Here is a 15,164-nt window from a genome sequence, read left to right on the forward strand (position 1 = left end):
GAAATATCAGAGCCAATCTAAGCTTTCTGATGAGCCATGCAAGAATTGCATTCCCTCACGGCGGATTTTTCCAACAGGGAACAAAAGCCGATCGGGCCGCGCGCGCAATAAAATTGCGTCGACAGTGCGGACTGGGCTATGAGGATTTCGACAAATCACCCAATACCCCGTAAGGGGCAGGAGTTCCAATCACGTGTCGCGGAACCTAGACGAGATCGACCTGAAAATTCTCGCCGAGATTCAGGCCGACGGTCGAATCACGAATGTCGAGCTGGCCAAGCGCGTCGGCATCTCGCCGCCCCCCTGCCTGCGCCGCGTCCGCGCGCTGGAGGAGGAGGGCTACATCCACGGCTATCGGGGCCTTTTGGATGCCCGCAAGCTCGGCTTCGACGTCACCGTGTTCGCGGCCGTGCACCTGTCCAGCCAGGCCGAGGCCGATTTGCGCGCGTTCGAGGAGTTCGTCCGCGCCGAGCCCCTGGTGCGGGAATGCTGGATGCTGTCGGGCGAGGTCGATTTCATCCTGAAATGCGTCGCCCCCGACATGGCGACCTTCCAGGATTTCGTCACCCACCTCACTGCAGCGCCCCATGTGCGCAACGTGCGCACCTCGCTGGTACTGCACAATTCGAAATACGAGGCGGCGGTGCCGCTGGAGGTGAAGGGGCGGAGGTAGATCGCTCATTCCGTCATCCTGATGAGGCTCGCCGAAGAGGCGGGCACCTCAGAGTGACGGTGATGGAGTTGGGTCCGCTGCTTCCACATCGACAGTGCGAGCGCAGCGAAACAATCCAGAGTCTTTCCGCAGCGGCAGTCTGGATTTGCTTCGCTGCGCCCGCACAATGTCGGATGGCGAGAGCCAGCGTTCACCCATGCCAACAACACGCAAAAACAAAAAGGCCGCGCCACGCGCGGCCTTTTCGAAACATCATTACACGGTGGCGGCAAATGCTTACCGCCACTCCACCTTGGTGATCTCGTAGGCCTTGGCGCCGCCGGGCGTATTGACCTCGACGGAAGCGCCCTTCTTCTTGCCGATCAGTGCGCGCGCGAGCGGCGAGGTGATGGAGATGCGGCCCTTCTTGGCGTCGGCCTCGACCTCGCCGACGATCTGCCACACCGTCTTCTTCTCGGTGTCCTCATCGACCAGCGTCACGGTGGCGCCGAACTTGATGGTGTCGCCGGACAGTTTCGAGATGTCGATGATGTCGGCGCGCGCAAGCTTGTCCTCGAGCTCGGCGATGCGGCCCTCATTGTGGGACTGCTCTTCCTTCGCGGCATGATACTCCGCGTTCTCCGACAGGTCTCCGTGCGAGCGCGCCTCGGCGATGTGCTCGATGATCCGCGGACGGTCCACGGACTGGCGGTGCTTCAATTCTTCCCCGAGCGCGACAAAGCCGGCCTGGGTCATCGGAACCTTTTCCATCTCTTCTCTCGTCCTTCAGCTGCGCGCCCCGGAAAGATGCGGGGCGCGGCAACCTTGATTCGTCGGTATTCCCGGGGCTGAACACGCGCCCGCCGGGATCTCTCATGTGGTCTGGCGCCGGAACAGAACAACCACATGGCCGGACGGTTCCTCCGGCCATTGTAGCTTCATTGCCAATCACTTAGCGGCGGGTTCGCCGCCGCTCGCGATCAGGTTTCCGAAAAGTAGCTCTGCAGGGTACGAACCTCAAGGTCCCCGCCCAGATAGGCGCGGATGCCCTGCGCGGCCGCCACGGCCCCGGAAAGAGTGGTGTAATATGGCACTTTATGCAAGAGGGCCGCGCGCCGCAGCGAACGGCTGTCCGCCAGCGCCTGCGGGCCTTCGGTGGTGTTGAAGACGAGCTGGACGTCGCCATTGGTGATGGCATCGACGATGTGCGGCCGCCCCTCCAGCACCTTGTTCACCTTCTCGGTCGGAATGCCCTGGTCGGTCAGGAAGCGCGCGGTGCCCGACGTCGCCAGCACCTTGAAGCCGAGCGAGTGCAATTCGCGAACGGCGTCGGCGATGCGCGTCTTGTCGCTTTCGCGCACCGAGACGAACACCGTGCCCTTGCGCGGCACCCTGGTGCCGCCGCCGAGTTGGCTCTTGGCGAAGGCGACCGCGAACGAGCGGTCGATGCCCATGACCTCGCCGGTCGAGCGCATCTCGGGGCCGAGCACGGTATCGACGCCGGGGAACCGGGCGAACGGAAATACCGATTCCTTGACGCCGACGTGCTTGAGCGCCGCCTTCTTCAGCTTGAAGTCGGCGAGCTTCTCGCCCGCCATGATGCGCGCGGCGATCTTGGCGACCGGCATGCCGATCACCTTGGCCACGAACGGCACGGTGCGCGAAGCGCGCGGATTGACCTCGAGCACGTAGATCTCGCCGTCCTTGATGGCGTATTGCACGTTCATCAGGCCAATGACGTCGAGGCCGAGCGCGAGCTCGCGAGTCTGCCGCTCCAGCTCTTCGATCATCTTCGCATCGAGCGAGTGCGGCGGAAGCGAGCAGGCGCTATCGCCGGAATGGATGCCGGCTTCCTCGATGTGCTCCATGATGCCGACGATGAACGTGTCCCTGCCGTCGCAGAGGCAGTCGACGTCGACTTCGGTTGCATCAGACAGATAACGATCGAACAGCAGCGGGTTCTTGCCGAGCACGGTGTTGATCTGCCCGGTCTTGTCGTTCGGATAGCGCGCCTTGACGTCGGCCGGCACCAGCTCCGGCAGCGTGCCGAGCAGATAGTCGTTGAGCTGGTTCTCCTCGCGGATGATCTGCATGGCGCGGCCGCCGAGCACGTAGGACGGGCGCACCACGAGCGGCAGGCCGAGATCGGCGGAGACGAGGCGAGCCTGCTCGACCGAATAGGCGATGCCGTTCTTCGGCTGCTTGAGCCTGAGCTTGTCGAGCACGCGCTTGAAGCGGTCGCGGTCCTCGGCAAGGTCGATGGCGTCCGGCGAGGTGCCGAGGATCGGCACTTCGGCGGCTTCCAGCGCGTGCGCCAGCTTCAGCGGGGTCTGACCGCCGAACTGCACGATGACGCCGTGTAGCGTGCCCTTGCTGCGCTCCGTCGCGATGATCTCGAGCACATCCTCGGAGGTGAGCGGCTCGAAATAGAGCCGGTCAGCCGTATCGTAGTCGGTCGACACCGTCTCCGGGTTGCAGTTGACCATGATGGATTCGTAGCCGGCATCGTGCAGGGCGAAGCAGGCATGACAGCAGCAATAGTCGAACTCGATGCCCTGGCCGATGCGGTTCGGCCCGCCGCCGAGAATGATGACCTTCTTCTTGTCGGATGGCGTGCTCTCGTCCGCCAGTGCTCCCGCAAACGGCGCCTCGTAGGTCGAGTACATGTAGGCGGTCGGCGAGGCGAACTCGGCCGCGCAGGTATCGATGCGCTTGTAGACGGGGCGAACGCCGAGCGCATGGCGCTTCGCCTTGACCTCGGCCTCTGTCGTCTCGGCGAGCACGGCGAGCCGCGCGTCGGAGAAGCCCATGGCCTTCAGCGTGCGCATGCCGAAGGCGTTGCCGGGCAGGCCGTTCTTCCTGACCTTCTCCTCCATGTCGACGATGCCGCGCATCTCGCCGAGGAACCACGGATCGATCTTGCAGGAGTTGAAGATGTCTTCGTTCGACCAGCCGAGCCGCATGGCCTGGGCGACCTGAAGAATGCGGTTCGGCGTCGGCGTGCCGAGCGCGGCGCGGATCGCATTCTTGTCGTCGTCGCGGCCGAGGCCCTCGATCTCGATCTCGTCGAGGCCGGTCAATCCGGTCTCGAGCCCGCGCAGCGCCTTCTGCAGGCTTTCCTGGAAAGTGCGGCCGATCGCCATGACTTCGCCGACCGACTTCATCGACGTGGTCAGCGTGGCCGAGGCGCCCGGGAATTTCTCGAAGGCGAAGCGCGGCACCTTGGTGACGACGTAATCGATCGTCGGCTCGAACGAGGCCGGCGTGGCGCCGCCGGTGATGTCGTTGGCGATCTCATCGAGCGTGTAGCCGACCGCGAGCTTGGCGGCGACCTTTGCGATCGGAAAGCCGGTGGCCTTCGAGGCCAGCGCGGACGAGCGCGACACGCGCGGATTCATCTCGATAACGACCATGCGGCCATCTTCGGGATTGACGCCGAACTGCACGTTGGAGCCGCCGGTCTCGACCCCGATCTCGCGCAGCACCGCGATCGAGGCGTCGCGCATGATCTGGTATTCCTTGTCGGTCAGCGTCAGCGCCGGCGCCACCGTGATGGAGTCGCCGGTGTGCACGCCCATCGGATCGAGGTTCTCGATCGAGCAGACGATGATGCAATTGTCGTTCTTGTCGCGCACCACCTCCATCTCGTACTCTTTCCAGCCGAGCACGGATTCCTCGATCAGCACTTCGTTGGTCGGAGACGCATCGAGACCGCGCTCGATGATGTCGAGGAACTCTTCCTTGTTGTAGGCGATGCCGCCGCCGGTGCCGCCCATGGTGAAGGACGGGCGGATGATCGCGGGCAGGCCGATCTCGGATAGCGCCATCATCGCCTGCCCAAGCGCGTACTCCTGATAGCGCTTGCGGCGGTCGCCTTCGCCGAGAGTCCATTGCCGGTCGAGCTCTTCGAGCGCCGCGCCCGACAGTTTCTCGCGTTCGGCGAGATATTTGTCGCGGAACGACTTCTTCAGCTCGGAGGCGTTGGCGAGCCGCGACTTCGGCGTCTGCAGCCCGATCTTCTCCATGGCGTTGCGGAACAGCTGGCGGTCTTCGGCCTTGTCGATGGCATCGGCGGTGGCGCCGATCATCTCGACGTCGAACTTCTCCAGCGTGCCCTGCCGGCGCAGCGACAGCGCGCAGTTCAGCGCGGTCTGGCCGCCCATGGTCGGCAGCAGCGCGAAGCCGCCGGGAATGACGTGACGTTCCTTCTCGATGATCTTGGCGACGATCTCGGGCGTGATCGGCTCGATATAGGTCGCATCGGCCAGCTCCGGGTCGGTCATGATGGTGGCCGGGTTGGAATTGACGAGGACGATGCGATAGCCCTCTTCCTTCAGCGTCTTCACCGCCTGAGTGCCCGAATAGTCGAACTCGCAGGCCTGGCCGATCACGATGGGACCGGCGCCGATGATCAGGATGGTGGTGATGTCTGTACGTTTGGGCATCAACTCTCGCCGAAGTGGAATTTGGGCACAAAAAAAGGGCGCGCCTGCTGCGCGTCCCTTTGGCCGAGAGCGCGGTGGTCTCCCTCGCGCGCGGGTGGGTCTTAGACCAGTTTTCGGGGCGGCGAAACCCCGAAAAACGCCCATCAACCGGCAATTTTGACCGGTTTTGGCCGCGCCTGCCAGCCACGGGCAAGGTGCACCAGAAGCGAGGCCGCAACGCTCGATCCGCCGATCCAGCCGAGGTCTGTCGGCGACAGGGTGGCCAGCACAGCGCCGCCCAGCGCTCCGCCGATGGCGAAGCCGAGATACATGGATGAGGCGTTGAGCGAGAGCGCGATCGTCGAAGCCTGCGGCTCGATCCGGATGATGCTGGCGAGCTGGGCGGGATAGAACGCCCAGCCCGAGAGCCCCCAGAGGAAGATCGCCCCGAGCACCGCGTAATGCGCCTGTGCGGGCATCAGCTTCAGGACCAGCGAATGCAGGATCAGGGCGCCCGCCATGCCGGCGAGCCCGAGGCCCGCGGTCACGAGCGTGCCGAGCCGGTCGGCCAGGACGCCGCCAAGCATGTTCCCGATTGCCGCCGCGCCGCCAAACACCAGCAGCGCCAAGCTGATTTGCGAGGCGCCGAAGCCGAGGCCGCGCAGCGGGACCGCGAAATAGGTGAACACTGTGAAGCCGCCCAGCGCCCACAATGTCGTGATCAGCAGCGCAACCACAACGTGACCGTGGCGCGCCACCGCCAACCGTTCGCTGAGCGAGGCCGTATTGCGCGGCAGGCCTTTAGGCAGGCCGAGCAACAGGCCGGCGAGCGCGACCGCGCCGATCAGGGCGACCATGGCAAAGGTCGCGCGCCAGCCGAGCAGGCTGCCGACGAGATTGCCGAAGGGCACGCCGACCACGGTCGCAACCGTGAGCCCCGCGGTGACGAGCGCCACCGCGCGGCCACGCCGTTCGGGCGCGGCAACCGCCACGGACACCGCAAGCGCCGTGGGCATGCACAGCCCCGAGCCCAGCGCCATCAGCATCCGCGAGGCCAGCAGCAGGGCGTAGTTGGATGCCACCATCGCCGCGAGGTTACCGGCGATGAAGGTCGTCAGTGCGAGGGCCAGGACGGTGCGGCGGTCGATATTGTTCAGCGCCACGGCGAGGATGGGCGAGCCCACCGCATAGGTGAGGGCGTAGGCGGTGACCAATTGGCCCGCGGCCGAGACCGAAATCGAAAGGTCGGTGGCGATTGCCGGCAAAAGTCCTGCAATGACAAACCCTTCAGTGCCGATCGCAAAGGCCGCCAGGGCCAGCCAGAACACGCTCATTGGAGAAATCCCCATGTTCAAGGTTTATTGAACTATTGGATGTTATGGTTCCGAGAGTCAATTGGTTCAAGAACTATTGAACATTGTCGCCGCTTCATTATGATCCGGGCATGAGCCGCACGCCACTTCATCCGACCCGCGAGCAGATCGAGCTGCCGATGGTGCTGGATTGCTTGAGCGATCCGATCCGGCTCGCCATCGTCTACCAGCTTGCCCAGCAAGAACGTGTCAGCAGCGAACTCTGTTGCGGCGATTTCAGCGGGCTTGGTGGCAAGTCGAACCTCGCCTACCACTTCGCCAAGCTGCGCGAATGCGGATTGATGCAGACGCGCGTGGCGGGCACCAATCGATTCATGCGGCTGCGACGTGAGGATCTGGAGGCGCGCTTCCCAGGCCTGCTCGATGCCGTGCTCAGTTCGGCGGCCAGGGATGCGGACCGGCTTCCGCTCGTGTCCGGCTGCGAATTGGTCGAGGGTGACCGAAAATGAGACGGTTGCTCGTGGGGTGCTGATTTGCCCGGCGTGCGTTTAGCCGGCAGTCCGTCTTCGCTTTTGCTCCGCTCCAGCTACGGCGGACACGCTTCGCCCCTGCGTGGCTGCGCCACGCGTAACCCCGCAAGCGTGGAGACCCGGCCTGGATTTGAACCAGGATGAAGAGCGATGCACCGCTCCCGCGTAGACGCTTCCGCCACCGGGCCGCGGCGATAATGACCGATCGGAATGCGAGAGGCCACCTCGGCCGATCGTTATGCTTAACGAATCAAAGGCGGTCGCGCGATGAAGGTCATGCGCCAGCGGTTATGGCCGATGTTGCTGTGGGCGCGCTGGACCGCGAAGCCCGCCGCCTTCAGCTTGGCGGTGATCTCGTCCTCGCTGTAGCGCTGCAGCCCGATGCGCGTGCGCAGATGACGGTAATCAGACAGTGCGGTGCTGATCAGCCCGAGCAGCGCGTCCTTGAGGAAGCCGTGACGCAGACCGAAGCCGAGCAGCGCCATCACGTCCCTGACCATGCCGACATTGGGCTGGAGGATATCGCCAAGCACCAGCTTGCCGGACGGCTTCAGGATACGGCGGATGTTGAGGAGGGCGGCATCGAGCTCCTCCGGCGTCATGTATTGCGCGACCGAGTTCATCACGACGAGGTCGATCGACTTGTCCTGCATCTTGCGGACGTCATCGAGCGAGCGGACGCGGATCTTGGTGTTCGGGGCGAACCGCGCGATCAGCCGGCCGCGCACGCCGGGCGCGGGCTCGGCGAGGATCAGCTTGGCGCAGGCGGCAGCCACCTGGTTCGCCGACAGCGCCTCGCCGCAGGCATAGTCCAGCACCGTCGCCTCGGGCGAGGGGATGTAGCCGATGATGTCTCGCGCAATGATCTGGAAGTGCAAATCGCGATGCAGCTTGCTGACATAGATCGTGTGCGTCGAGTCGTAATAATCGATCCAATCGTCCATGGTATTCGAACGTCCCGGCCAAATGGTTCCTGCTCAGGAACCGACGCTGCCTGCCTTGCGTTAGGGGTGCGACGGCGCGCCGTCAATGTCCGCGTCCTAACAGGAAGGTCTCCCGTGAGCAAAACGAACAAGGTCTCGCCCGATCTCGACACCCCTACCGATCTGTCGTCCGAAGGAGTCAAGAAGGTCTCGGAAGCGCTCAACGTGCTTCTGGCCGACGCGTTCGCGCTTTATCTCAAGACCAAGAATTTCCACTGGCACATCAGCGGCCGGCATTTCCGCGACTATCATTTGCTGCTCGACGAGCAGTCCGACCAGATCTTCGCCACCACCGACCAGCTTGCCGAGCGCGTCCGCAAGGTCGGCGGCACCACGCTGAAGTCGATCGGCCAGGTCGCAAAGCTCCAGACCATCAAGGACAACAACGAGGACTATGTCCCGCCGCGGGAGATGCTGCGCGAGCTGATGCAGGACAACAAGCACGTCGCAGCCGCGATGCGCAAGGCGCACGAAGTCTGCGACGAGGCCGGCGACGTCGCCAGCGCCAGCATCCTCGAGGTCTTCATCGACGAGACCGAGCGCCGCACCTGGTTCCTGTTCGAGGCGACCCGGCAGGAAGGCAGCAACGCGGCGTAGCGCACGGTGTCGTAGCAACCATTAGATTCGCCCGATCGCTGAGGGTAGCATGACGCCGTGCTTGCGGCCCTCAAGGCGTGGCCTGGCGGCAGCGGAGATGGAGTTGAGGCCAGGGCGACGGCCAGCCTTTGACGGCCGCGGCGCGCGGCGTCTTTGTGACGGCAGGTCGGGACGAAGAAACGGTGCTTCGGCCGAACAAAGAAACGCCATCAGGTAGCCGGAGCCCTCGCGATCTCGGGCGGTTTTGTCTGCCAAGGCGTGCCGCGGGCGACCACTGTGTTGGCGAAGATTAATAGCTTTCTGGCGCAAGCGATCAATGCGCGCTTGTGTTCCTTGCCTGCTCCCATCAGCCTTCCATAGAGCGTGATGAGCTGCGGATTCCAGCGAAATGACGCCGGCAGCGCCGCAGTAAAGAGCGCACGTCGCAGCCGTTCACGCCCGCCGGCGATGTGACGAACGCCGGTGCGATCGCCGCTGTCGTCATCGTAAGGGGCAATGCCAGCCAGCGCGGCCGCTTGCTCGCGCGTGATCTGACCGATCTCGGGCATCCGCACCAGAATGACCATGGCGGTCTTTAGCCCGATACCATCGATGCTGTTGATCAAGTCGAGCCGCTCGGCAAGATCGCGATGCTCACGGATTGCGGCGGCCAGTGCCTTCAGTTCGACCTTCTCGCGCTTGGCCAGGCGAGCGATATCCTCCTTCCACAGCTTCTGGAGCCGCATATTGCGGCAGCTCTCGATCCGGTTCTTCAGCCGAGCAATGTCCTCGGTGATCTGGTCGATCATCGTCAGGTGCTCGGCAAATGGCAGCAAGCGGGGATCCGGAGCTGCGTGGATCTTCTTGACCGCGGCGGTGCAGGCCGCAATCAGCGCGGCATCGATCTTGTCGTTCTTGGCGCGCTGCAGCTGGAACACGGCATAAGCGCGCACCTGGGCCGGCTGAAATACGACGACCACAAACCGCTGGCGCCGCAACTCGGCGACGACAGCCTGCTCATAGCCGCCGCTCGCCTCGATCCCGACCCGTTTGACCTTGTGGCGCTGCAACCATTCCACCAGCACTTTATAGCCATCCGGCGTGTTATCGGCCTGAAGCCGCTCCAAACTGCCATCAAGTGCCACATCGAGCTTACGTTTACCGGTATCGATCCCGGCACAGATCGTGATACGCTTGGCCATCTTCGTCGACCCTCCCTTGTGTGTGCGAACCTAAAGTTCGTTCAACCATCCGGGTCCCGATGAAGTACCGATCGCGATCCTGCTACGAAAGGCAGCCCTCAAGGCTTCGGTGGGCATCGATCCGATCGATCGGCAGCCCAGCTCGGGCGGCCACCCGAGCTGGGCCATTCCTCACGGAACGAGGCCATTCTAGTCCGGTGCGCTAAAACAAGGGCGGGCAAAGGCGCGCTCTTCGCGCCGTGCCCACCATCTATCCTTCGCGGCTCAAATCGATTGGTGGGCACGCTTCGCTTTGCCGACCACCACGGTACTGCGCGTGTAGCTATCGCCACAACCGCATCAGCGCGCCATCCTTCCCGGTCACGGGATCAGCGGGCGGCAGCGCGACTTGCGGAATCGTCTTCAGCGCTTTCGCATGGTTCTCCGGCGTAACCCGTGTGATCTCCATCTTGCTGCCTGGCGGATAGGCGCCGATCACGCAGAAATCATTGCTGGCCTTGATGCATTGGTGTCCGGTGCCGGCGGGCAGGATCGCGACGTCACCGGCCTTGATCTGAAGCTCCTGGCCATGATCGCCGCCGAAACGGACGCGGGCGCTGCCGCGCGCGACGCCGAGCACCTCATGAACCGTCGAGTGATAGTGCAGATAGTCGTAGACGCCGTTGCGCCATGTCCCGCCCCAGCCGTTCTGTTCGAACAGGTTTTCGATGGTCTCTTCGGGACGCTTCGGATCGAGCTTCACCGCGTCCTGGTAGACCAGGAACGGAAGGATGTTGTTCGGCACGAGCCCGTCATCCTCGAAAACGATGGCGAGCGGCTCGGCCTTGTCGCGGAGGACGGACATGGCAGGCTCCTGCTGCAAGGTGCCAAGACAACATTTCACCTTGTCAGGGCGTTCCTTGGCAGGCCTCGTGTCCCGGCCCGGGGCACGAGAGCCGTAGCGAGTCTTACGCGCTCTTCTTCTGCCGCATCAGGTCGGCGAAGCGCTGGAAGAGATAATGCGAGTCGCGCGGGCCGGGCGATGCTTCGGGGTGGTACTGCACCGAGAACACCGGCTTGCCGTCGAGCTGGATGCCGCAATTGGAGCCGTCGAACAGCGAGACGTGGGTCTGCCTCGCGCCCCTTGGCAGCGTGGTCTCGTCCACGGCGAAGCCGTGGTTCATCGAGGTGATCTCGACCTTGCCGGTGGTCTCGTCTTTGACGGGATGATTGGCGCCATGATGGCCCTGATGCATCTTCTTGGTTCTAGCGCCGACGGCGAGGCCCAGCATCTGGTGGCCGAGGCAGATGCCGAAGGTCGGCGTGCCCGACTTGATCACGTCCTGAATGACTGGCACCGCGTACTTGCCGGTCGCGGCCGGATCGCCCGGACCGTTGGACAGGAACACGCCGTCCGGCTTCATCGCCAGGATGTCTTCGGAGGACGTTGTCGCCGGCACCACTGTTACCTTGCAGCCGACGCCGGCGAGCAGGCGCAGGATGTTGCGCTTGATGCCGTAATCGATGGCGACGACGTTGAACTCCGGCTTCTCCTGCCGGCCAAAACCCTTGTCCCATAGCCACGGCGTCTCGTCCCAGGTGAAGCGCTGGCCGCTCGTGACCATCGGCACGAGGTCCATACCCTCGAGGCCCGGCCATTCGCGCGCCTCTTCCTTAAGACCATGCAGATCGAACTCGCCGGTCCGGGAATGCGCGATCACGGCGTTGGGCATGCCCTTGGAGCGGATCAGCGCGGTCAGCGCGCGGGTGTCGATGCCGGAGAGGCCGATGATGCCGCGCGCCTTCAGCCATTGGTCGAGATGCTTGGTGGCGCGATAGTTCGAGGGATCGGTGATCGCGGTGCGCAGGATCACGCCGCGCGCGCCGGGCGTCGCGGCCATGTTAACCGTCTCGATATCGTCTTCGTTGGTGCCGACATTGCCGATATGCGGGAACGTGAAGGTGATGAGCTGTCCGGCATAGGAAGGATCGGTCAGGATCTCCTCGTACCCGGTCATCGCGGTGTTGAAGCAGACCTCACCGACGGCGTGGCCTTCGGCGCCGAGACCAAAGCCCTCGAGCACCGTGCCGTCGGCAAGCACGAGGAGCGCGGTCGGTTTATGGTCCGGCCAGGCGGGATCGTTGTCATGTTGTGTCATGAGCCCGCTTCATAAGCCCCCCGGACGTGCCCGTCAAAGCGGGAGAGGGCCGATTCACATGCGTTTTTGCATATTTGACAGCTCTTCTCGCGCACTTAAGCTCGGCCGCACAATTTCCGGCAGTTTGAGGGGCTTGCGAGGCAATAATGGATCAGACCACCCCGCTTCTGCTGGTTCCGGGGCTGGCCTCCTCGGCCCGGATCTATGCCCCGGTCCTCCCCGCCTTGTGGCGGCTCGGCCCGGTGATGATTGCCAACCATATCCGCGACGACAGCATGGCGGCGATCGCCGCCCGGGTGTTGAGTGAGGCGCCGCCGCGCTTCGCACTCGGCGGTCATTCCATGGGCGGCTACATCGCGCTCGAGATCATGCGCCAGGCGCCCGAGCGGGTGGCAAAACTCGCGCTGATCAACACCCAGGCCGGCCCCGACACGCCGGAGGCGACCGCGCGCCGCCGCGGCCTGATGGAGCGCGCGAAACGCGGCGAGCTCCGCGCCATCCGCGAGGAGAGCTTTCCGGAGCTCGTGCATCCGTCGCGGCGCGATGATGCCGCTATCCTGAAGCTCGTGCATGCGCAGGACGAGGACGTCGGCGTCGAAGGCTATCTGCGGCAGCAGACCGCGATCATCGCGCGGGTGGATTCACGCCCGACGCTGGCGACGATCAGATGCCCGACGCTGGTGCTGACGGGCGATCAGGACAACACCATCCCCAACGCCTTCTCGAAGGAGATGGCCGAGGCCATCGCAGGCGCAAAGCTCGTGATCCTCGATCGCTGCGGACACCTGCCGCAGCCGGAACAGCCGGAAGCCACTGCGCGCGCCCTCACCGAATGGCTCGCGAGCTAGGTTGTGCGGAGGCCGCAAACGGCCTAGATCAGGCGTCGTATACTCGAAGGGATCACGACCATGCTGCGCGACGACATCAACAATGCGGTCAAGGAGGCCATGAAGGCCAAGGACGAGCGCAAGCTGTCCACGCTGCGCATGGTCAATTCGACCATCAAGAATGCCGACATCGACGCCCGCGGCAGCGGCAAGCCGCCGTTGTCGGACGCCGACATCCTCGCCGTGCTGCAGAAGATGATCAAGCAGCGCCAGGAGGCGGTCGAGCTCTACGACAAGGGCGGCCGCGCCGAGCTTGCCGCGCAGGAGCGCGAGGAGATCGCGGTGATCTCGGCATACCTGCCGAAGCAGATGTCGGACGACGAGGTGAAGAAGGCGATCGCGGATGCGATCACTGAAACCGGTGCGGCCGGTATGAAGGACATGGGCAAGGTGATCGCGGTGCTGCGCACGAAGTACGCGGGACAGATGGATTTCGGCAAGGCCAGCGGCCTGGTGAAGGCTGCCCTGTCAGGCTAGCAGGAAGGGCCCTGGATGTTTCGTGTCACTGCGGACAGTCTGGAGGCCTATCTCGCTTTCGATCCCAATCGCACGGCGGATCTCGAAAAGCTGCACGCGCTGATGCGCAGGGCTGCCGTCGCTGAACTTCAAGGCGTTCACCGATCTGAATGCTTCGGCCGTGTCGGCGCTGTTTGCGGAGGCTGCCGACATCTTCAAGGCGGACAAAACGAATCCCACGCGCTACATGCAAGGGAACTGAGATCGCGCCTGCGCCCAGCTGAAGGGAGCTCCCGGCCCACGCTGTCCGAGGCGGTGCTTTAGCCCCCGCGCTTTTCGCTAGGCTTCGATGCTCTCTCCGCGCAAAATGGAGTGAAACACGAGGGACGGAATGCTCACCGAAGCCGCAACTTACGACGAGCTCTATCGCAACTTCCGCTGGGACATCCCGGCGCGGTTCAACATGGCGGAGGCGTGCTGCGACCGCCATGCCGACGGCACGGGCCGCCTGGCTCTGATCTATGTCGACGAGAACGGCGCCACCACGCGCACCTCGTTCGACGAGGTCGCGGAGATGTCGCGCCGCTTCGCCAATGTGCTGAAGACGGATGGGCTTGTCCGTGGCGACCGCGTCGCGGTGTTCCTGTCGCAGTCCCTGGAATTGCCGATCGCGCACATGGCGGCGTTCCGCTCCGGGCTGATCTCGATCCCGCTGTTTGCGCTGTTCGGCGAGGACGCGCTGGAATTCCGCCTGTCGAATTCGCAGGCGAGAGCGATCATCACCGATGAGGCGGGCTGGGAGAAGCTCACCAAGATCCGCGACCGGCTGCCCTATTTGCAGGACATCTATGTCACGAGTGGCGCCGTCCACGCCGGTGCAAAGCCGTTCTGGTCAGCGATCGAAACCGCATCCGAGGATTTTGCAAACGTCGACACCTCGGCGGACGATCCCGCGCTGATCATCTACACCTCGGGCACGACGGGCAACCCGAAGGGCGCGCTGCATGCGCACCGCGTCGTGCTCGGCCATCTGCCGAATGTGGAGATGTGTCACAACTTTCTGCCACGCCCCGGCGATCTCATGTGGACGCCGGCGGACTGGGCCTGGATCGGCGGCCTCATCAACGGCCTGCTGGCGTTCTGGTATCACGGCATACCGCTGGTCGGCCATCGCGCGCGAAAATTCGAGCCGCAGGCGGCGATGCAGATGATGGCCGACCTCGGCGTCCGCAACGTCTTCCTGCCGCCGACTGCGTTGAAGCTGATGCGGCAGGCCGGCGTGAAACATCAAGGCGTCAAGCTGCGCAGCATCTTCACCGGCGGCGAGTCGCTCGGCGGCGAGCTGCTCGGCTGGGTGCGCGAGACTTTTGGTGTCGACGCACATGAGGTGTTCGGTCAGACCGAATGCAACCTCGTGATCGGCAGCAACTCCAATCTGTTTCCGATCCGCCCCGGCGCGATGGGCAAGGCGACGCCGGGTTTCGACGTCCGCATCGTCAACGACAAGGGCGAGGAACTGCCGCGCGGCCAGCGCGGCATCATCGGCGTGCGCCAGCCATGCCCGGTCACCATGCTCGAATACTGGCGCAATCCGGAGGCGACGGCGAAGAAATATGCCGGCGAGTTCCTGCTCACCGGCGATCTCGGCGTGCAGGATGAGGACGGCTATTTCTGGTATGTCAGCCGCGAGGACGACGTCATCACCACCGCCGGTTATCGCGTCGGCCCGTCCGAGATCGAGCACACGCTGATGAAGCATCCGTCGGTGGCGATGGCGGCGGTGGTCGGTATTCCCGATCCGATCCGCACGGAATCGATCAAGGCCTGGGTCGTGCTGCGTCCCGGCTTTACCGGCAGCGATGCGCTCGCGCGCGAGATCCAGGAGTTCGTCAAGGTGCAGCTCGCCGCCCACGAATATCCGCGCTTCGTGGAGTTCGCCGAGACGTTGCCGATGACGGCGACCGGCAAGGTGTTGCGGCGCGAGCTGCGGGCGAGGGGCTAGC

The 15,164-nt window shown here is 64.0% G+C and carries 13 protein-coding genes; 6 read left to right on the forward strand and 7 right to left on the reverse strand.

The annotated features are described in order from the left end of the window. Positions 1-193: 193 nt before the first annotated feature. Positions 194-673 (forward strand): Lrp/AsnC family transcriptional regulator, encoded by a 480-nt coding sequence (locus P6U27_RS05920; protein ID WP_122401062.1) that lies wholly within the window; start codon positions 194-196, stop codon positions 671-673. Positions 674-949: 276 nt separating this feature from the next. Here the strand turns inward: P6U27_RS05920 and greA are convergent, their stop codons facing one another. The 3 genes from greA to P6U27_RS05935 all read right to left on the reverse strand — a co-directional run bounded on the left by greA (position 950) and on the right by P6U27_RS05935 (position 6,410). After that, on the reverse strand, positions 950-1,423 hold the full coding sequence (gene greA, locus P6U27_RS05925; protein ID WP_129142536.1) for a transcription elongation factor GreA: 474 nt from the start codon (positions 1,421-1,423) through the stop codon (positions 950-952). Between the two features lie 209 nt (positions 1,424-1,632). Beyond that, a complete protein-coding gene (carB, locus tag P6U27_RS05930) occupies positions 1,633-5,097 on the reverse strand; it encodes a carbamoyl-phosphate synthase large subunit (protein WP_129142535.1) in 3,465 nt (1,154 codons plus the stop codon). A 143-nt stretch (positions 5,098-5,240) separates the two neighbouring features. Beyond that, the gene (locus tag P6U27_RS05935) at positions 5,241-6,410 is read right to left on the reverse strand and encodes an MFS transporter (RefSeq protein ID WP_122401064.1); all 1,170 of its coding nucleotides are present in this window, start codon (positions 6,408-6,410) and stop codon (positions 5,241-5,243) included. Between the two features lie 110 nt (positions 6,411-6,520). Between P6U27_RS05935 and P6U27_RS05940 the strand changes: the two genes are divergently transcribed. After that, positions 6,521-6,898 (forward strand): helix-turn-helix transcriptional regulator, encoded by a 378-nt coding sequence (locus tag P6U27_RS05940; RefSeq protein WP_122401065.1) that lies wholly within the window; start codon positions 6,521-6,523, stop codon positions 6,896-6,898. A 263-nt stretch (positions 6,899-7,161) separates the two neighbouring features. Here P6U27_RS05940 and P6U27_RS05945 read toward each other — a convergent pair whose 3' ends face one another. Beyond that, entirely contained in the window at positions 7,162-7,863 is a 702-nt protein-coding gene (locus P6U27_RS05945) for a class I SAM-dependent methyltransferase (protein WP_122401066.1), read from the reverse strand. A gap of 114 nt (positions 7,864-7,977) precedes the next feature. Between P6U27_RS05945 and P6U27_RS05950 the strand changes: the two genes are divergently transcribed. Further along, positions 7,978-8,499: a Dps family protein gene (locus P6U27_RS05950; RefSeq protein ID WP_122401067.1), complete on the forward strand. Its 522-nt coding sequence runs from the start codon at positions 7,978-7,980 to the stop codon at positions 8,497-8,499. Between the two features lie 209 nt (positions 8,500-8,708). Here P6U27_RS05950 and P6U27_RS05955 read toward each other — a convergent pair whose 3' ends face one another. From P6U27_RS05955 to carA, 3 genes are all read right to left on the reverse strand, one after another. Next, positions 8,709-9,680 (reverse strand): IS110 family transposase, encoded by a 972-nt coding sequence (locus P6U27_RS05955; RefSeq protein WP_122400484.1) that lies wholly within the window; start codon positions 9,678-9,680, stop codon positions 8,709-8,711. A 322-nt stretch (positions 9,681-10,002) separates the two neighbouring features. Then, positions 10,003-10,524: a cupin domain-containing protein gene (locus tag P6U27_RS05960; RefSeq protein WP_122401069.1), complete on the reverse strand. Its 522-nt coding sequence runs from the start codon at positions 10,522-10,524 to the stop codon at positions 10,003-10,005. A gap of 103 nt (positions 10,525-10,627) precedes the next feature. Then, positions 10,628-11,818 carry a glutamine-hydrolyzing carbamoyl-phosphate synthase small subunit gene (gene carA, locus P6U27_RS05965; RefSeq protein ID WP_122401070.1) on the reverse strand — a complete coding sequence of 397 codons (1,191 nt, stop codon included), beginning with the start codon at positions 11,816-11,818 and terminating at the stop codon, positions 10,628-10,630. A 146-nt stretch (positions 11,819-11,964) separates the two neighbouring features. On the opposite strand from carA, the gene P6U27_RS05970 reads away from it, so the two are divergent. From P6U27_RS05970 to P6U27_RS05980, 3 genes are all read left to right on the forward strand, one after another. Then, positions 11,965-12,666, forward strand: a complete 702-nt coding sequence (locus P6U27_RS05970; RefSeq protein WP_122401071.1) for an alpha/beta fold hydrolase — start codon at positions 11,965-11,967, stop codon at positions 12,664-12,666. A 60-nt stretch (positions 12,667-12,726) separates the two neighbouring features. Next, positions 12,727-13,182 carry a GatB/YqeY domain-containing protein gene (locus tag P6U27_RS05975; RefSeq protein ID WP_122401072.1) on the forward strand — a complete coding sequence of 152 codons (456 nt, stop codon included), beginning with the start codon at positions 12,727-12,729 and terminating at the stop codon, positions 13,180-13,182. Positions 13,183-13,552: 370 nt separating this feature from the next. After that, the gene (locus tag P6U27_RS05980; protein WP_209296295.1) at positions 13,553-15,163 is read left to right on the forward strand and encodes an acyl-CoA synthetase; all 1,611 of its coding nucleotides are present in this window, start codon (positions 13,553-13,555) and stop codon (positions 15,161-15,163) included. The last annotated feature ends 1 nt before the right edge of the window (position 15,164 follow it).

The organism is Bradyrhizobium sp. STM 3566, from assembly GCF_045571445.1.
GTDB classification, from domain to species: domain Bacteria; phylum Pseudomonadota; class Alphaproteobacteria; order Rhizobiales; family Xanthobacteraceae; genus Bradyrhizobium; species Bradyrhizobium vignae.